General features: G+C 35.9%; 13 protein-coding genes and 1 tRNA gene. 7 read left to right on the top strand and 7 right to left on the bottom strand.

The genetic code is table 11. The annotated features are described in order from the left end of the window. The first annotated feature begins 21 nt into the window (after positions 1-21). Positions 22-753, top strand: a complete 732-nt coding sequence (locus RQM59_RS02395; RefSeq protein WP_349240460.1) for a lysophospholipid acyltransferase family protein — start codon at positions 22-24, stop codon at positions 751-753. Here RQM59_RS02395 and RQM59_RS02400 read toward each other — a convergent pair. Continuing rightward, positions 740-1513, bottom strand: a complete 774-nt coding sequence (locus RQM59_RS02400) for an amidohydrolase (RefSeq protein WP_349240461.1) — start codon at positions 1511-1513, stop codon at positions 740-742. The genes RQM59_RS02395 and RQM59_RS02400 overlap by 14 nt on opposite strands. A 78-nt stretch (positions 1514-1591) precedes the next feature. Between RQM59_RS02400 and RQM59_RS02405 the strand changes: the two genes are divergently transcribed. Beyond that, positions 1592-4339 (top strand): PD-(D/E)XK nuclease family protein, encoded by a 2748-nt coding sequence (locus RQM59_RS02405; RefSeq protein ID WP_349240462.1) that lies wholly within the window; start codon positions 1592-1594, stop codon positions 4337-4339. A 2-nt stretch (positions 4340-4341) separates the two neighbouring features. On the opposite strand, the gene RQM59_RS02410 is transcribed toward RQM59_RS02405, so the two are convergent. After that, positions 4342-5145: a universal stress protein gene (locus RQM59_RS02410; RefSeq protein ID WP_349240463.1), complete on the bottom strand. Its 804-nt coding sequence runs from the start codon at positions 5143-5145 to the stop codon at positions 4342-4344. Between the two features lie 120 nt (positions 5146-5265). Here RQM59_RS02410 and RQM59_RS02415 point away from each other — a divergent pair, with 120 nt between their 5' ends. Together RQM59_RS02415 and RQM59_RS02420 are read left to right on the top strand one after the other, a co-directional pair. Beyond that, a complete protein-coding gene (locus RQM59_RS02415) occupies positions 5266-6600 on the top strand; it encodes an MATE family efflux transporter (RefSeq protein WP_349240464.1) in 1335 nt (444 codons plus the stop codon). A gap of 30 nt (positions 6601-6630) precedes the next feature. Continuing rightward, the gene (locus tag RQM59_RS02420) at positions 6631-7080 is read left to right on the top strand and encodes a 6-pyruvoyl trahydropterin synthase family protein (protein ID WP_349240465.1); all 450 of its coding nucleotides are present in this window, start codon (positions 6631-6633) and stop codon (positions 7078-7080) included. Here the strand turns inward: RQM59_RS02420 and pth are convergent, their stop codons facing one another. The 3 genes from pth to RQM59_RS02435 form a co-directional block, all read right to left on the bottom strand. Further along, positions 7081-7647, bottom strand: coding sequence for an aminoacyl-tRNA hydrolase (gene pth, locus RQM59_RS02425; RefSeq protein WP_349240466.1), 567 nt, complete (start codon positions 7645-7647; stop codon positions 7081-7083). A gap of 132 nt (positions 7648-7779) precedes the next feature. Next, positions 7780-8403 carry a 50S ribosomal protein L25/general stress protein Ctc gene (locus RQM59_RS02430; RefSeq protein WP_349240467.1) on the bottom strand — a complete coding sequence of 208 codons (624 nt, stop codon included), beginning with the start codon at positions 8401-8403 and terminating at the stop codon, positions 7780-7782. A 22-nt stretch (positions 8404-8425) separates the two neighbouring features. Then, complete coding sequence (locus tag RQM59_RS02435) at positions 8426-9367, bottom strand: ribose-phosphate pyrophosphokinase (RefSeq protein WP_349240468.1); 942 nt, start codon at positions 9365-9367, stop codon at positions 8426-8428. Between the two features lie 126 nt (positions 9368-9493). Here RQM59_RS02435 and RQM59_RS02440 point away from each other — a divergent pair. Next, a tRNA-Leu gene (locus tag RQM59_RS02440) sits at positions 9494-9575 on the top strand. 357 nt (positions 9576-9932) lie between these two features. After that, positions 9933-12977, top strand: a complete 3045-nt coding sequence (locus tag RQM59_RS02445; RefSeq protein ID WP_349240469.1) for an FG-GAP-like repeat-containing protein — start codon at positions 9933-9935, stop codon at positions 12975-12977. Between the two features lie 124 nt (positions 12978-13101). Here the strand turns inward: RQM59_RS02445 and RQM59_RS02450 are convergent, their stop codons facing one another. Continuing rightward, positions 13102-13860, bottom strand: a complete 759-nt coding sequence (locus RQM59_RS02450) for a LytR/AlgR family response regulator transcription factor (protein ID WP_349240470.1) — start codon at positions 13858-13860, stop codon at positions 13102-13104. Between the two features lie 8 nt (positions 13861-13868). Continuing rightward, positions 13869-16007: a tetratricopeptide repeat-containing sensor histidine kinase gene (locus tag RQM59_RS02455; protein WP_349240471.1), complete on the bottom strand. Its 2139-nt coding sequence runs from the start codon at positions 16005-16007 to the stop codon at positions 13869-13871. A gap of 552 nt (positions 16008-16559) precedes the next feature. Between RQM59_RS02455 and RQM59_RS02460 the strand changes: the two genes are divergently transcribed. Beyond that, positions 16560-19634 carry a beta strand repeat-containing protein gene (locus RQM59_RS02460; protein WP_349240472.1) on the top strand — a complete coding sequence of 1025 codons (3075 nt, stop codon included), beginning with the start codon at positions 16560-16562 and terminating at the stop codon, positions 19632-19634. Positions 19635-19650 lie beyond the last annotated feature (16 nt).

Below are 19650 nucleotides of genomic sequence, written 5' to 3' on the forward strand. Positions count from 1 at the left end.
TCCAATATTTAGTGATTTTCAATGAAAATTCTAAGCTATTTACTCTCCCCTATATTTGGTCTTGTTTTTTTCTTGATCTTATTACTATTCCATCCATTGCAATGGATTGGATTAAAAATAGGATACAGGACACATAAGTTTGTTGTAGATCTTATGAACCTATGTTTAGTGAGATCTCTTTTACTGCTTGGAAATACCGTGAAGTTTAAAAAGCATTATGAAATCCCTAAAAATGCAACGATTATATTCGCTGCAAACCATCAAAGTCTCTTCGATATCCCACCAATGATATGGTGGTTACGAAAACATCACCCGAAATTTGTATCTAAAATAGAGCTCGGCAAAGGAATTCCTAGTGTATCTTTTAATCTAAAATACGGAGGTGGTGCGCTTATAGATAGGAAAGATCCCAAAAAAGCACTACTGATATTAGCAGATTTTGCCAAAAGGCTGAAAAAAAACACCTGGTCCGCTGTTATTTTTCCTGAAGGAACACGAAGCCGAGATGGTAAACCAAAATCCTTTTCTGTTAATGGGTTAAAAATGATGATTAGGCATAACCCTGAAGCCTATATTGTCCCAATTTCTATAAATAATTCTTGGAAAGTTTTTAAGTATGGGAGCTTCCCTTTAGGATTGTTTAATAAGATTACTGTAGAAACACATCAGCCAATTCACCTAAAAGATAAGGACATTAATGAAGCTCTTTCTGAGACAGAGGTATCAGTAAAGAAACACATCACTCAATCGTAAACGCTCCTTTATCATTTAAGAAATTAAGTCTTTGCCTTGTTTTATTCTGCGCATCTTTATCAAGTACAACTACGAAGATTTCTTCTTTATTCGGTGTTGTTTTAAACGTCGCTTCTCCTAAAAAATCGTATGCTGCTGAATGTCCTGAATATTCATAGCCATTAACGTCAACACCAACCCTATTGACCCCAACACAATACGACATGTTCTCAATGGCTCTTGCTTGTAAAAGTGTGTTCCAGGCATGTATTCTAGGAGATGGCCAATTTGCAACATACACCAAAAGGTCATAATTTTCAACATTCCTTGCCCATACCGGAAAGCGAAGGTCGTAACAGACAAAAGGGCATATTTTCCATCCTTTATAGTTTACAATCAACTTTTTTGTGCCGGCCTTATAAGCTTCATCTTCTCCTGCTAACGTAAATAAATGTTTCTTATCGTACGTATTTATTGCTCCGTCGGGGTGGGCAAAAATAAGTCTATTGTAGTACTGATTGTTTTCTTTGATCACTACACTTCCCATGAGTGCAAAATTATTCGACATAGCAGATTCTTTCATCCAACTTACCGTTTCACCATTCATTTCTTCAGCTACTTCTATTGGATCCATGGTAAACCCAGTGCTAAACATCTCTGGTAATACCACAAGGTCGACATCTAGATGTTGCATAAGCTCCGTAAAATGTGCTCTATTAATAGAGGCATCTTCCCAAGCAAGCTTAGTTTGAATTCCGGCAACTTTTAAGCTATTTTGCATGATCTTGTTTTTTAAACAATATTATAAAAATTAATCTTACCTATTTTGTAAATTGTTCCTTCTATTTTTAGTCCATCTATGCAAACATTTATCACCGAAACAATAGAAGACATTTTAAAGACTACGGAGTCTTTTAATAATGTCGTTCTTATTTTGCCTTCACAAAGAGCAGGTGTATATGTCAAGCAAGCCTTAAGAAAAGTAATTCCACAAGGGTTTTTACCAGAGCTTTTAACCATTGAACAGTTTTTGGAAAGAGTCTCTAAATTAAGAAAAATAGAAACACTTCCGTTGTTATTTGATTTTTATAAAATTTACAAAAATGTAGTTTCTGATCCTGTTTCATTTGATGCCTTCACTTCATGGGCCATTACCGTTTTGCAAGATTTTAATGAGATTGATCAATATTTGATAAACACACATGATCTTTTTATATATGTCAGAGATATTCAACGACTAAAAAAATGGTCTGTAAAGGGAGAATTCAAAGAAACTGAACTAGTTAAAAACCATCAGTCTTTTTTAGAAAAACTACATCTTCTCTACCCAAAATTGTATACACACTTAGTGGAGAATAAGTTAGGATACCAAGGGTTGATCTATAGAGAAGCTACGACGCGTATTGATGATTATTTAGAAAAGAATAATCGCAAGAAACATATTTTTATTGGGTTCAATGCTTTGAACAAGGCAGAAGAGCATCTAATTCAAAAAGTATTAGAAGGGGGAAATGCATCTATTTACTGGGATATTGATGATCAGTTCTTAAACTCAAATCATCAAGCAGGATCCTTCATAAGAAAATATAAGACCCAATGGAACTACTATCAGAAAAATGAATTAAAAACGATTGGAAATTCTTTTAACTCTCAAAAGAACATACAGGTTATAGGCGCTTCCAAAAATATTACACAAATAAAGCAGGTTGGAGAAATTCTCAATGGTTTTACAAACTATGACAGTACTGCGCTTGTTCTAGGGGATGAAACTTTATTACCTGTAGCACTTTCATCCTTACCAAAAAAAGTATTAGATATTAATATTACCATGGGGTATCCGCTAAAGAATATTCCAACCGTGCAATTGATTCATGCTGTTTTTCATTTGTTTTTATCACAGGAAAGACTACATAAAAAGGAAGAAAATGCTTTTTACTATAAAGATATCTTAGCGATTATAAAAAATGCCTCACTTTCCACCTATTTAGCATCTGAAAAAAAAGCTACTGAGAAAATTTCCGAACATATTCTTCAAAAGAATGCTTCTTTTTTGACAGCCGACGAGGTTATATTAATTTTTGGTTCGAGTGAAAACAAACAAACCCAAACAATTCAAACTATTTTTTCTTCTGTTGAATCTGTTTCTGACTTTATCAATAAAGTACTGACAATTATTCATGATTTAAAGGACGATATATCAGCATTAGAAAAAGAATATTTATATCGCTTCCATCAAGCTTTTACGCAATTAAAGATGCTACAAGCCGAGCATCAATATTTTAAAGAGCTACGGACGTTGTTTCAGTTTTTCAAACAAATCATCTCTTCGGAAAACTTGTTCTTTCAAGGAGAGCCTCTGCGAGGGTTGCAACTTATGGGAATGTTAGAAACAAGGGTTCTAGATTTCGAAAATGTGATCATAACATCCGTGAATGAAGGTAGTTTGCCTTCAAACTCAAACAGTCATTCTTTCATTCCTTTTGATGTGAAAGTTTATTTTGGAATCCCTACCTATAAGGAAAAAGATGCTATTTTTTCATATCACTTCTTCAGGCTGCTTCAACGCGCAAAAAATGTGTACATATTATATAACACAGAGAATGATTCTTACGGTAGTGGAGAGAAAAGTCGTTTCTTAATGCAGCTAGAAATGATGAGGGGTGACATTATTCACAAAAGAGTAAGCGCAAAGGTGAAAACAGAAAAAGCAGTGCTCACCGAAATTTCTAAAGATTCAGATATCTCTCAAAAATTAAAAGAGCTCGCTCAAAAAGGCATTTCTCCTTCTGCCCTAACCAACTATCTGTACAATCCTATTGCGTTTTACAAGCAGAAAATATTACGTTTAAAGGAACTTGAAGAGATTGAAGAGACGGTTGCTGCAAACACATTGGGGAGTGTTATTCATGATGTTCTCGATGAATTATATACCCCTTTCATTGGTCATTTTATTAAAGAAGAACATATAGGAAATATGGTCCAAGCATCTCCTGATCTCATTACAAAGAATTTCAAGAAACATTTTAAGAGCGGCGATGTTACCACTGGCAAGAACAGGTTGATCTTTGAAGTCGCTCATAGGTTTATAGAACGTTTCTTGAAAAAAGAATTAGAAGTGGTAACGCACAATTCGCTAAAAATAATCGCTACAGAAGAACATTTGGAAGCTACTATTTCTGTAAAAGGAATAGACTTTCCTATAAAGATTAAAGGAATTGTGGATAGAGTGGACGAATTAAATGGAGTTATTAGAGTTATTGATTACAAAACAGGTATTGTAAAACTGGCTGGATTAAAACTTGGAGGTGTAGAAGATGTAGAGGATTACAAATACAGCAAGGCTATTCAGCTTCTCCTATATACTTTTTTATACGCGCAGAACACTTCTGACTTCAATTTTAATACACCAATTATCGCTGGCATATTATCGTTCAAAAATTTAAAAGGTGGTTTATTAGAGGTGAATTTTTCTGAAGCCTGGGGAAAGAAAGATCCTACTATTTCGCAAGAAAGACTTGATCATTTTATGCAACAGATAGAACAGCTTCTATTAAAAATATATAGTACTGAACATTCCTTTAAAGAACCTAAGGAGTTATTGTTTTAAGACTATTGATCTCCACTTAAACCACTCAACACCAAGAGCGGGATATCGCAGTAAAATTCAGATTTTAAAATCGTATTTGACTCCCATAATTTTTTAAAGAAGCCTCTTTTTCTCCTAAATACACATAGCATATCTGTAGTATTTGATTCAAAATACTCTAATACTCCAGCAAAAGTGGTGTCTTTTTCAGTAATCGTTAAACTTTGTTGAATTTTACTCAATTTAGCATCTAATAAAAGGTCCTCCTCCGTGGTTGCCGGAGTTTTTACCAATAATAGGTCTACCTCTGTGTTAAATTTGCTAGCAATCATTTCCAAAGGATGCAGTGCATCTTCCTTAGTGATTACTCCAGATTTAAACGCCGTTAAAGCCGTTTTGAATGGGCTAAATGTTGCGCCGTTTGGCACAACCAGCACAGGGATTTTCGAGTACTTAACAATACTTCCCGAAGTGCTTCCTAAAAATACCTCTTCTTTCACAGAATTACTTTTAGGGCCAACTACAATAAGATCAATACCTAATTCTTTATCTACTTTATTAATGCTGTCAATAACATCTCCATTGGCAGAAATCATTTTTACTTCAACACTTTTAGTATTCACTACATTAATAATAGACCTTAAGTATAAGTTTGTTTCTCTTTCAATAATCTCATTTACATTGATAATGGTACCTGCTTTAGAGATGACTCTGTACGCTCTAAAAACAAAAACTTTTGCATCTATTTCTGACGCTAGATCAATAGCATATTGTAATGTGTTAGATGCATTTTCTGTAGATCCTATAGGGACTAAAATATGTTTCATAATGATAATTAATTATGTGTCAACGTAAAAGTTAGAACGTTACAAAGGTACATTTTTTTTAAATGTAGTTTTATCCGAAAGAATCCTGATATCCTTACCTTTGTGTTTCATTTTTTTTCCTTGAAAACAGATATTAGCTTTAAGAGAATTAACAAGCTCGCCATTCCTGCTCTAATTGCCGGAATTGCAGAACCACTGATATCTATTACTGATACCGCAATTATTGGTAACATTGATTTTCATGGAAAAGAAAGTCTAGGAGCTGTCGCTATTGTTGGATCCTTTCTTTCTATGCTTATTTGGGTATTCGCGCAGTTTAGAAGCGCTATTTCATCTATCATCTCACAATATTTAGGAGCTAATAAGTTAGAAGAAGTTAAATCTTTGCCCGCACAAGCTATTCTAATTGTGGTGACCATAAGTGTGGCTATCATTACTATTACCTATCCTTTTGCAGAGTATATATTTCGTATTTATGGAGCAGAGCATCAAATATTAGCGTACTCCATTGACTATTATGAAATCCGAATCTTCGGCCTCCCTTTTACCTTGTTTGTGTTTGCTGTCTTTGGTACTTTTAGAGGTCTACAAAACACCTACTACCCTATGATTATTGCCACGTTAGGAGCTGTTTTGAATGTTATTTTTGATTGGGTATTAGTCTACGGAATAGAAGGTTGGATTCCTGCTATGAATATTGAAGGTGCTGCCTATGCCAGTGTCCTTTCGCAAATGATCATGGCTTTTGTCGCAGCCCTACTATTGGTTAAAAAGACATCCATACGCTTACAACTTGTATTTCCTTTTAACAAAGAAATACCTAGGTTGGTTAAAATGGTCTTCGATTTATTCTTAAGAACAGTTGCTTTAAACGCCGCACTCATCTTTGCTGTATACAGTGCTACCAATTATGGCACCGATACCCTTGCTGCATATGGTATTGGGATTCAGCTATGGTTCTTTGGCGCATTCTTTATTGATGGTTATTCGAGTGCTGGTAATATTTTGTCTGGAAGGTTATTAGGTGCAAAGGAGTATGGTACTTTAGTTACCCTAGGTAATCGTTTAATCCGTTATGGTTTTTTAACTGGGGTTGGATTGGCCATTGTTGGTTTCGCTTGTTATTATTGGATTGGTGAAGTCTTTATTCAGGATCAAGCCGTGCTAGATCGATTTTATGAAGTCTTTTGGATTATTCTCATTATGCAACCTTTATGTGCTATTACATTTATTTTTGATGGGATGTTTAAAGGTATGGGACTCACCGCTTTTTTACGAAATGTACTACTCTTTTCTACCTTCATTATTTTTATTCCCTCTTTAATTTTATTTGATCGGCTTAACTTGGCGCTACATGGTATTTGGTACACCTTTATTCTCTGGATTACGGCTAGAGGGATTCCTCTAGTCATAAAATTTAGAAGAAAGTTTTTACCGCTAGTCGAAAAGAGTTAATTTTGACGCATCTAAGATCTAAGAACACACATGAGTACAATACGTATTACGAAACAGTTTAATTTCGAAACCGGCCATGCTTTATATGGTTATGACGGCAAGTGTAGAAATGTACATGGGCATAGTTATAAACTAGATGTAACTGTCATTGGATCTCCGATTAGTGATAGTTCGAATGTGAAATATGGGATGGTCATCGATTTTTCTGATTTAAAGAAAATTGTTAAAGAAGAAATCGTTGATGTTTTTGACCATGCTACTGTATTTAATAAGAACACTCCACATGTAGAATTGGCAAAAGAGTTAGCAGATAGAGGTCATCATGTCATTTTAGTTGACTATCAGCCTACTAGTGAGATGATGATCATAGATTTTGCTTCCAAGATCAAAAAGCGTCTTCCTAAAAGCATCAATTTGTTTAGCTTAAAATTGCAAGAAACGGAAACCTCATTTGCACAGTGGTTCGCAAGTGATAATTAATTACTTCCCATTAAAGTTATTCATCGTGTTTTGAATGCCGTCTGTTGCAAAAGATAATACCGCTTTTGTAGCTATAGGTAGTCGTTCTATTAATTGACTTTCTTCGTCTTTATTCCATTTCCCCAGTACATATTCGACCTGACGCCCTTTAGCGTAATTTCCTCCTACTCCAAATCTAAAACGGTTATACTTCTGAGTTCCTAATTTTGCTTCTGTATCTTTCAACCCGTTATGTCCTCCCGCACTTCCCTTCGTTTTAATTCTAATCATTCCGAAGTCAATATTTACATCATCTGTAATAACTAATACATTTTCTAAGGGAATTTTTTCTTTGGTCATCCAATACTTAATTGCTTTTCCACTTAGGTTCATATACGTACTCGGTTTTAATAATACGAATGTTCTTCCTTTAAAACGAAAAGAAGTAATATCTCCTAGTTTTTCTGTTTCGAATTTCGCATCATGATCATTAGCCAACTCATTAACAATTTGAAATCCTATATTGTGTCGCGTATCCGTATAGTCGCTGCCAATATTTCCCAAACCTACTATTAAAAACTTTTTCATACTGTATTCGTTACTTGCGTCACTTGCATTCTTTCTAAATAAAAGCCGCCATATCTTCATTTCGCTAAAATACTAAAATAAAAAAGCGTTACACTGTGTGTAACGCTTTCTATATATAAAAGATATTTCTTTTTATTCAGCTGCTGTTGCTTCTGGAGTATCTGCTCCTTCTGCTGCTTCAGTTTCTTCCGTCTCTACTTCATCATCTACTGCATTACGAGAAGTTCTAACTTGAACAACTACGGTATTGTCTGGGTGCATAAAAGTGTACTTGTCGTTAAACAACTCAGTAATAAATAGTTTATTTCCGATTTTTAACTTAGAAATGTTTGCCGTTACAAAATCTGGCAAGTTAGCAGGTACTGCTTTTACTCTTAATTTACGATTTGTAAAACGTAAAGAACCTCCATTTAAAACTCCAGGAGAAGTTCCTTCAAGTCTTACAGGAATGTTCATTGTAATTTCCTTATCGTCAAATAACTGATAGAAGTCTACGTGTAAAATCTTATCTGTTACTGGGTGAAATTGAATGTCTTGCAAAATAGCTGCAATTTTCTGCCCGTCAACCTCAATTGCTGCAGTATATACATTTGGAGTATACACCAAGTTCTTGAATGCTTTTTCTTCTGCAGAAAAATGAACTGGCTTATCTCCTCCGTATATAACGCAAGGAACCATACCAGCATTACGTAAGGCTTTAGTCGCTGACTTACCTACGCTTTCTCTTTTTGATCCTTTGATTGTAATTGATTTCATTACTTCTTTTTTACTTATTTATTTACATTAAAAATTGATCACTGATGGATGTGTTTTCTTGTACTTTATGCATCACATCGGCGAATAAGGGCGCGCAAGATACAACTTTTATCTTAGATATATCCTTTTTTAAAGGAATTGTATCTGAGACAATTAGCTCTGTTAATTTTGACTTTTCAATTTTATCATATGCGTCTCCAGAAAGAATAGGATGTGTACAAATTGCGCGTACACTTAGCGCTCCTCTTTCCATCATTAAATCGGCTGCTCGAGTTAACGTCCCTCCTGTATCTATCATATCGTCTACCAAGATCACATTCTTACCTGCTACATCTCCTATCAGTTCCATATGACCAATAACATTAGCTTTTTTACGCTGCTTATAACAGATCACAACATCAGACATCAAAAATTTAGAATAGGCATATGCTCTTTTAGAACCTCCCATATCTGGTGAGGCTATCGTAAGATTGTCTAATTTTAAATTGTTGATATAGGACATAAAGATCGTAGATGCATATAAATGATCTACCGGTTTTTCGAAAAACCCTTGAATCTGATCTGCGTGCAAGTCCATCGTCATAATTCGTGTAGCTCCAGCTGCTTGTAACAAGTTTGCTACTAGTTTAGCTCCAATAGCTACTCTTGGTTTGTCTTTTCTATCCTGACGTGCCCATCCAAAATAAGGCATTACTGCCGTAATATGTCTTGCAGACGCTCTTTTCGCAGCATCGAGCATTAATAACATTTCCATGAGGTTATCTGCATTGGGAAATGTAGATCCAATAATGAATACTCTTCGTCCTCTTACCGATTCTTCAAAGGCGGGTTGGAATTCTCCATCACTAAAATGTGTAGTGATTACTTTTCCTAATTCCATTCCGTATTCTTTTGAAATTTTTTCTGCTAGTTCCATGCTTTGCTTACATGCAAAAAGCTTGGGAGACAATTGATTTGGTGCCATGTAGTTGTGTGTGCTTTGTTATTAGTTGTTGTTGCAGACAAAAATAAAATTATTTGATGAGTTTTAAAGTCTATTTTAAGTTTTATACTAAAATATTTTTATAGCTTTGCAGTCCGCAATACAAATGCTCAAGTGGCGGAACTGGTAGACGCGCTGGATTCAAAATCCAGTTCTTTCGGGAGTGTGGGTTCGATTCCCACCTTGAGTACGAATAAATCAAAAAGCAAGCAATAACATAAAGCTTGCTTTTTTGTTTTTGTGGGTTTTTGATTTTCAAAGCGACGCTTTGGGAACACCGAAGGTATCTCCCACCTTGAGTACAGATAAAAACCAAGACATATGTCTTGGTTTTTTGTTTTCTTAAACGAACGAAGTTTACTTTAGCGAGTATAGAGAAAACAAAAGAATACAGCAATAGCCATCTAGCACATCTGAAAATACCTTTATCTCTTGAATAATGCTATTAAAGCATTTTTTTTAGAGGTCTAAGACATTTTTTTTTGCAGAACGAACTACTTCGTTACTTTCATTTTTCAATAACGTTAATAACCTTAAAATATACACTATGAATAGAAAAACTGCGTATATATGCAAAAGCAAACCACTCTTTTTGGGATATTTCCTATGTATGTTTGGCTTTTTTACCATAACAACAAACAGTCAAACCTTTAGTTCCTCAACACCAACTGCCAATAGTATAAATGCGGCCGTAAATGCAAATGTTGTTATGACATTTTCTGCAGCAGTGACACTGTCAGATACAAATACAATTATTTCCGGTAGTTTATCGGGTGAAATAGCCGGAGTGTTTTCCGGAGGAGGTACTATGATCAATACGTTTAATCCTGACAAAGATTTTAAGTATGGCGAAATCATTACCGTGCAACTTACTACAGCTACAGGAGGTCCTGCAACTGCCTATAACTTTAGCTTTCGAGCGCAAACCGCAACAAGTTCTGTGACCCCTTCTACAGGTTTTGAAAAGCGTAACATTACCACCTCGGCAAACGGAATTGAAGATATTGCCGTTGGTGACCTGGATAATGATGGAGATTTAGACGTGATTACAGCAGATTATCTCGGTAGTTCTTTAAAATGGTATAAAAACAATGGAGCCGCTACCCCTGTTTTTGGAACTCCAACAACTTTACGCGGTCCAAGTGTTGGTCTAGGCTTAGTTAGCGTTGTATTGGTAGATTCGGATAATGATGGAGATTTGGATGTATTTTATGGAGGATATTTATCTGGAAGAGTTTATTGTAAAAAGAATACGGGTGGTGGTAGTTTTGACGTTGAGGATGTTATCAATCCTTCAACAACTTATTCTCAGATTACAACTGTATTTCCTGGAGATATAGATGGCGATGGTCTTGTTGATATCGCTTTTTCTTCCAGGGGCAGTAGTAGAATTGGTTGGTTTAAAAATTTAGGAAACAACAATTTTAATGCTCAAGTAACCATTACTAGTAGTCTTAGCGGTCCTTATAGTGTAAAACTGGCCGATATGGATGGCGACGGTGATCTAGATGCTGTGGGAGCAGCTTCTACCGGAAATGACATTTTTTGGTACGAAAACACAAATGGTGATGGGACTACTTGGTCTGTAGCTAAAACTATAGATGAGGATAATGCTGCAGGAGTTAGAAGTGTTGCAGTAGGAGATATAGATGGCGATGGCGATCTGGATGTAGCAGGAGCTATTTATGGAGACGATACTATTGCCTGGTATGAAAATACGGCCGGAGATGCAAGTACTTTTACCAAAAGAACTGCCTTTTCGGGAGCGGATGCTGACGAGGCGTTTAACGTAGATCTGGCGGATATGGATGGAGATGGTGATCTGGATATTATTTGGGCTGCGGAGAATGGATTTGGCGGAAACCTGGCATGGAGTAGGAATGATGGAGGAAGCCCCATTAGTTGGACCTATATTCCAGTTGATGCTACTGTGAACAGAGGGTATAGTGTAGATGCGGCAGATTTAGACGGCGATGGATATTTAGACTTTTTAGGCGTTTCTTATGGAGACGATACCGCTTCTTGGTATGAGTACCATTCAAATACCTGGTTAGGTGGTGACAGTAACGATTGGAATACTGCTGCTAACTGGTCTGAAGGAGTTGTGCCCGGGAGTAGTGCTAAAATAACAATATCGAATCAGACCAATACACCGATGATAACAGGAACCCGTACAATTAATCAGTTATCTATAGAAAGTTCGGGTACCCTAACTATTGACAATGCGGCGAGTTTAACGGTTACAAATGGTGCGAAAATTGACCACGGAGGGTCATTATTAGTGAATGGTACATTTACAGGAACCCTTACGTATAAAACAAGTATTTCTGATACTAATTGGCACTTGGTGGCTGCTCCTGTAACAGGAGAAACGTACGATAACTCTTGGATTTCAGGCAATGGTATTGCTTCCGGATCGGGAATTAACAGAGGTATTAGTACGTATATAAATACTACAGATGCGAATGGAGACTGGGTGTATTTTCAAGCAGGAGGTAGTGCAACATTTAATTCGGGACAAGGATATGGAACATTAAGAACCGGCTCCGGAAATTATTCATTTATAGGTTCTTTACAAAACACGAATCAAACACCGACCATCACAGCTAGTGACATAGGGGGTGCCAATGAGAACCGATGGAACTTATTAGGAAACCCGTTTCCTTCCTATATAGATATTAATTCATTTTTAACAACAAACCAAAATGCTCTTTTCGATTCCAACGAAGCAGTATATGTATGGAACGGAACAGCGTATGTGCCTTTAACAACAGGATATATTTATCCTGGCCAGGGCTTTTTTGTGAGTTCAGACTTGGCGACAACTTCAGTGGCCATTAACAAGGGCATGTTAAGCCACCAAACGAGTGCCACTTTTTATAGAAATGCGAACAACCACCCTGAAATGGAGATTCTTGTCTCTGATGAAGTAGGAAATAACAGTATGACCACTGTAAGCTATGCGCCAGGAAAAACTAACGGCCTAGATCCAAGATTCGATCTTGGTGCGTTTCCAGACAGTTCAAATCCTATCAGTATTTACACCCACCTGGTCAATGACAATCAAGGAATCAACTTTATGCAACAAGCATTGCCAGATAATGAGCAAGGTTTTAACAACACAATTATTCCATTGAGTTTGAGAACACCATCAGCAACTAAACTGACTTTTGAGGTAAGAACAGCTCATTTTCCAGAAGAAGTGAAAATTTATTTGGAAGACTTAGAGAAGGGAACATTTGTCCGTTTAGATGAGGACGATGCCGTATATAATGTCACCGTTAATGAGAATATAAACGGCGCGGGTCGCTTTTATATTCATACGATATCTAAATCTTCAGATTTAGAAATATATCCTTTTGATGTACACATGTACTACGTAGAAAGGGCTATTCATCTTAGAGGAATTGAAAGAGGCACTTCCGTAAAGGTTACCGTATATGATATTTTAGGGAAAAACATGTTGGAAAAAGATATGGTTGGTGATGATTTGAATAAACTGATCGTACCAAATTCCATAAAAAGCGGTGTATATATTGTGCGCGTGAAAGCGAAAGAAGGGAGTATCACTAAAAAAATAATCGTAAAGTAGCGCTATCGAAAAACAAATACCCATTTATTAAGTGCGTGAGTAGGCTAGTAAATAGCCTTCCCTAACCTTAAGAGCATCTTGAAAGACAAGATGCTCTTTTTATTGTAGTATTTTTATGCAACTCCTACTTTAAAAATTTAATAGAGGTTAAGACATTTTTTTTATAAGAGGGCCCCAGGGGTAATTTATGATCTTCAATTAACACGTAATTGGACCCCACTTTTTTTATTCTATTAAAGTTAACCACATAAGAACGATGCACTTGAATAAAAGGATGAGGTTGTAATTGCTGGATAATGTCAGACAAGGTATACCGCACCGTGTATCGCATATTCTCTGTATGCATATCGATGTATTTCATTTCAGAATGAAAGTATAAAAGGTCCTCGATTAACACCTTCGTATACACTTCTCTTTGTTTTACGAATAGAAATTGTTCTCCAATAAAGGTTTTATTCACATCTTTAGAAATAACCGTATTATGCTCAATATTGGCTTCCCTGTTTTCTGTATAATTTCTCAATGCAACTTCGATACTCGTATAGACATCTACTTTTGAAAAGGGTTTTACCAGGTATGCTGAAGGGTTTGTTGCTAATGCAGCATTTACAGTTTTATCATTCATAAAGGCGGTTAAGAAAACAAAAGGAATCTTGTACTTCGCATTAATGATCTTTGCCAGATCGATACCATCTTTTTCTCCGTGAATGTTAATATCTAAGAGTGCAATATCTGTATCTTCTTTATCCAGGATAAAACAAGCTTCATCAACACTTCTGGCGATTCCTGAAATCCGGTATCCGATATCTTCTAGCACATCTTTTATAAAGTCTGAAGTCAAAAATTCATCTTCAACAATTAATATAGAAACTGAGTTTTTCATATTGTGAATTAATAATTGGTATTTAAAATAATGGTAAACTCACTACCATTACTATTCTTATAATTAAAGGTAGCTTTCATTTGTTGGCAAAGTCCGGCTATTAAACTCATGCCCAGCGAACTGCTGTTTTCAATTTCCAAGTCGTTAGGGATTCCGATGCCATCATCTTTTACTTTAATCTCATGCAGACCCTCTTTTTTTTCTATGGAAACAAATACATTACCATCACTATTATTAAAGGCATGTTTGTAGGTATTGGTGAGTAGTTCGTTTAAGATAAGTCCTAGCGGAATAGCAATGTCCATATGAAATTTGGTGACGGCCATTTTAACCTTGGTATGTATTTTCTGATTCCTGTTTTTAAATGTAGCATCAATATCTTTAATCAATTCGGTAATATAGCTTTTCATATCAACCTCTTTAAAACTATTATTTTGATATAGTTTTTGATGAATCATCGCCATGGACTTTATTCTGTTTTGAGAATCTTCCATTAAAGATTTAAATTTTTCATCATCCGAACTTCTAGATTGTTTATGAATTAAACCATAGACAATTTGTAAATTATTTTTTACCCTATGGTGAATTTCTTTCAATAGCAATTCTTTCTCAACCAGCGATTCTGCCACTTTTTGCTCCTCTTTTTCTATTTGATTTTTTTGCGAAATAATTTTACGTATGAATAAAAAAGCACCTATTAAAATCAGAGTCAAGCCAACAATACCTATAATTAAATAGGTTTGTTGTGCTGTTTGGGATTCTATTTTAGATTGTTGTATGGCCAGGTCTTTTTCTTTTTTTTCAGTTTCATATATAGTCTGATAGTACACTAATGAGTTCGCTTTTTTAACACTATACACAGAATCTGTTAAGTGGGTATAACGTCTAAAATGGTTGAACGATTTTTTATAATCTTCTTTGGCTTCATATATCAGATATAACAATTTATAGATATGAATTCTTTCAATTTGTTCTCTTTGAGGAAAATCTTTAAATAATGACAAGCCTAGCTTCTCAGCATCTTCAATTCGACCCAGCTTTAAGTAATATTCTGTTGAAGTTAATCTGTAATCAAAGTCTTTAAGTGGGTCTAATTGATTTTTAAGAAGATCTTGCTTTCCCAATTCTAAATATTTTTGACACTGGTTCAACTGACCATTTCGAATATAAGCGCTGGCTAAACCCAAATAAAAATAACTCAAGGAAACAAATGAATTAGCTTTAGACTCTTCAAGAGCGGTATCCAAAGCTAACTGTGCATACTTTCTCATGTTTTTCACATCATCAAGATCCGAGTAGCACCAGGATAAATATGCATAATCATGGGAAAGTAAGTCGTTGTAGTTGATTTTTATTTTTTCAGCAATCAGTTTTTTTATTTCGTCAATAGACTTTTCTTCCAGACCAAATTGACCATATAACCTTGACAGGGTGTATTGAGTACTAAAAACATAATAGAGGTTATTTACTCTTTTAAAGTAACTCTGGGCCTCCGTAACATCTTTTAAAGCGTTATCGTATTTCGCTAGTTGTATGTAATCCTCTCCTCTTCGATATAATGCGGCCATGATCATTAATGAATCTTTGCCATAAAAACCTGAATATATTTTTGTATATATCTGTATGGCCTTTTCGATTTTTCCCACCTCACGATATAAAACCCCTTTCGCAAAATGATATCGTATAACTTTATACGGGTCAGTGGCTTTTTCAAGGTGTGGAGCCATCAATTCTAAAAATTGAATGCCTTGAGCTGCATTACTTAAATTATACGCAGATTGGTAACAATATTCAGTTATTTTTTCGATAGACTTATTGTATTCCTGCATGTCAACGGCAAGTGCTACATATTCCTTGGCAACGCGTTGATACACTTGGGGTTGAACATTAATAGTTTTAGCAATAAGGCTATCCAATGCGGTTAGTTTTAACGTACTATTTTGAGTCGTATCCACTATTTTTTGGTAGTAAGAAAGTCCTTTAATTCCTTGGGGTACGGCACTAGAATCTTTCTCCAATACAGCATAAGAATGAAGCAAAGTCTTGTTTGTTACATCAATTTTTGGAGAATGATGACCATATAATACTCCAGTAAAAAATAAATATATAACAACAACAGTAAAAGCATTCTCCCCCCGAAAACACATACTCTTAGTTCGTTTATAATTCTGTTATCAATATACTAAAAAAAAAGAATAAGAAATAAAATTTTCCTTTTTTTCGTCACATCAAAACACTGTTTTGATTCCTTTTTTTAGATGATTTATGACATATTTTTTTCGAGAGCCATAGAATGAGGAAATTTGTGGATTATTTACAAGGTTTTTTGAGAATTAATGAGGGTTCTAAAAGTTCAACAAAAAGTAAACATCAAATATAAACTGTCTCTGTTATTTTGCAAGTGTAGTTTCTTTACACATCAAGGACAAGGACAAATAATGCTCAAAATGTATAATAACAGGAGCAACAATCCTACTAAACAATTTAAGCACTGCAAAAAAAATTAAAAGGAGTAAAGAGTAATATCAATAAAGTAAGTGCACTTATTACTATATATAAAAAAACACTCCTCATTTTTCTTCGTCACGCTAAATACTGTCTTAATCGCTTTTTTTAGGCGGTTCAAGACATATTCTTTTTAAAACTATTAAAAACGGAGATATTCGCAGACTAAATAACAAAGATTTTTATTGAGAATTATGAGGACGTTTAAACAAAAACTACTGCTATTTTGCGTGTGCGCCTTTTTTGTACATCAAATGCAGGGACAAATAATATATGTAGATGCTAAATCAACAAATATGACTCAAAACGGAAATTCTTGGGCAACTGCGTTTACCAGTTTAGAAGTTGCTTTAGTAGCAGCGAACGCAGGAGATGAGATTCGTGTGGCAGGGGATCAAACCCATAAACCAAGTACGAGTCGTGAGTGTACAGGTTGCACAACTAGTAGAGACTATTACTTTTTACTAAATACAAATATCAAACTCAAAGGGAGTTATAATACTACTACGGGTCAACAAGAGTATAACAACCCTACCCTATTAAGTGGAGATATAGGTACAGAAGGTGATGTTACAGACAACACCTATCATGTATTAGTGACCAGAAACCTAACGGCAGCAGCGGAGATAGATGGCTTTACCATTACCCAAGGAAATGCAAATGGTACGGGTACAAATACGATAGATACTGAAACGGTGAGTAAATCTGCCGGTGGCGGGATGTTCAGTTACAATTCTTCACCAAAGATAAACAATACCATTTTTAGTGCGAATCAAGGTAGCTTCGGAGCAGGAATGTACAACACAAATATTGCTTCACCAGAGATAAGTAATACTGTTTTTACCAATAATACAGCTACTAATTTTGGAGGAGCTATGCTCAATACATTTGCTTCTGCTCCCAAAATAATCAATACTGTTTTTACTGCGAATCAAGCAAGCCAAGGAGCCGGAATGTATAACATAAATGGTTTCCCGGTGATAATCAATGCTACATTCTTTGGCAATACTGCTACTGTTAATGGAGGAGGAATTTTTAACATGACTTCTACAATAACTATGTATAGCACCGTACTATATAATAATGTGAACAATGATATTTATAGGGATGGTCAATCTATAATTACAGCTAGCCATAATTTTTCTGAAAACTATACAGGTACCGGTTTTACAACATTAACATCGGATCCTTTTGAGAACAGTAGTGACCCTGACGGTGACGACAATACTTGGGGAACGATAGACGATGGTTTGATTCCGAAAGTAGGGAGTACACTCATCGATGCCGGAGACAATAACCAAAACAATACAACTACCGATATTACAGGACGAACAAGAGTGCATGATGGTAGTTTTAATGGCACCACTCAAATAGATGTAGGTGCGTATGAGTCTCAATATGATGCGTGCTCGGGAGAAGTACCTTCTATATTGTATGTAGACAGCAATGCATCAGGAGCTAATAATGGGAGCTCCTGGACAGATGCATATACCAGTTTAGAATCTGCTTTGGCGAGGCAAGGATGTACAGGAGTGACAGAGATTCGTGTAGCGGGAGGTCAAACTCATACACCGAGTACGAGTCGTGAGTGTACAGGTTGCACAACTAGTAGAGACTATTACTTTTTACTAAATACAAATATAACCCTCAAAGGGAGTTATACTGCAAATACTAGTAATCCAGAAGAACGAGATTATAGCAACCCTACGATGTTAAGTGGAGATATAGGTATAGAAGGAGATGTTGCAGACAACACCTATCATGTATTAGTAACGAGAAACCTAACGGCAGCAGCGGAGATAGATGGTTTTACCATAACCCAAGGAAATGCAGATGATACTACGAGTGCTACAAACACCATAGATGATGTAACGGTATATAAATCCAGTGGTGGCGGGATGTATAATGGGAGTTCTTCACCAAGTATGAGTCGTATCATCTTTATGGCTAATAAAGCTAGATACGGAGCAGGTATGTACAACCGAGACGGTTCACCAGAGATTAACAATACGATTTTCACAGGCAATATCTCTAGTTTTCGAGGAGGGGGAATGTTTAACACAACCTCTTCATCACCAAGGATCATCAATACTATTTTTAATGCTAATGAAGCGCTTGATTATGGAGGAGGGATGTATAATACCCATTCAAATGTTAGTATTATTAACAGTACTTTTTTTAACAATACGCTTACGACTACTCAAGGACAATCATCAGGAGGGGGAGGAATGTATAACACAAGTAATTCCTCGATAACGCTCCACAATACGGTATTGTATGGTAATGGAGCCACAACACAAGGCCGAGAAGACATTTTCAATGGTTCAGGTTCTAGTACCACCAATACAAGTAGCCATAATTTTTCTCAGAACTATACAAGCAGTGGTTTTATGCCATTAACATCGGACCCTTTTGTGAACAGTAGTGACCCTGCCGGAGTAGATACTATTTTGGGAACTGCAGACGATGGTTTGGTGCCTGCAGTAGGGAGTGAACTAATAGATGTCGGAGATAATAACCAAAACAATACGACCACCGATATTGCAGGACAAACAAGAAAATTAGATGGCAATGCAGACGCTACTGCTACCATAGATGTAGGAGCGTATGAGTATAAAGCTACGCTAAAATTAGCGATAAAAGTCTTTTTAGCAGGTGCTTATGATACCAATGCGAGTTTGATGCGAGCTGACTTAGGATCTGCACGTCTACCAACGAATACTCCCCATACTGATGGAGCTATAGCAAATTCTAGTGTATTTGATGTAACTGGTGCTAATGCCATCGTAGATTGGGTTTTTGTGGAGTTACGAGACAAGAATGCTATTACTACCGTGTTACATTCCTCATCGGCATTGTTACAAAGAGATGGAGATGTTGTCGCTATGGATGGTACTTCAGTACTAGCCATCACTGCAACTGCAGATGACTACTATATTTCAATATCGCATAGAAATCACCTTCCTATTGCGACAGACATGACCTTTAGTTTAAGTAGTACAACGACTGTAGTAGATCTCACAAATTTGTCAAACATACGAGGAGGAAGTGTAGGAACCATAGAGATCGATGGTGTACGCGCATTATATGGAGGAGATTTTAATGGAGATGGTCAGGTAGATGTTCTAGACTTGGTAGCTGGGCTTTCTCAAGGAAGTTTAGGGCAATCAGGATATAGAACTACGGATGTGAATTTAGATGGTCAGGTACAAACTGAGGAGTTAGTAACGATCGTTGCGGCTGCCATAGGAAAAGGAAAACAATTTTAACAAGAGAATATCATAA

The sequence above is a fragment of the Asprobacillus argus genome (assembly GCF_032248395.1).
In the GTDB taxonomy this organism is placed as follows: domain Bacteria; phylum Bacteroidota; class Bacteroidia; order Flavobacteriales; family Flavobacteriaceae; genus Polaribacter; species Polaribacter argus.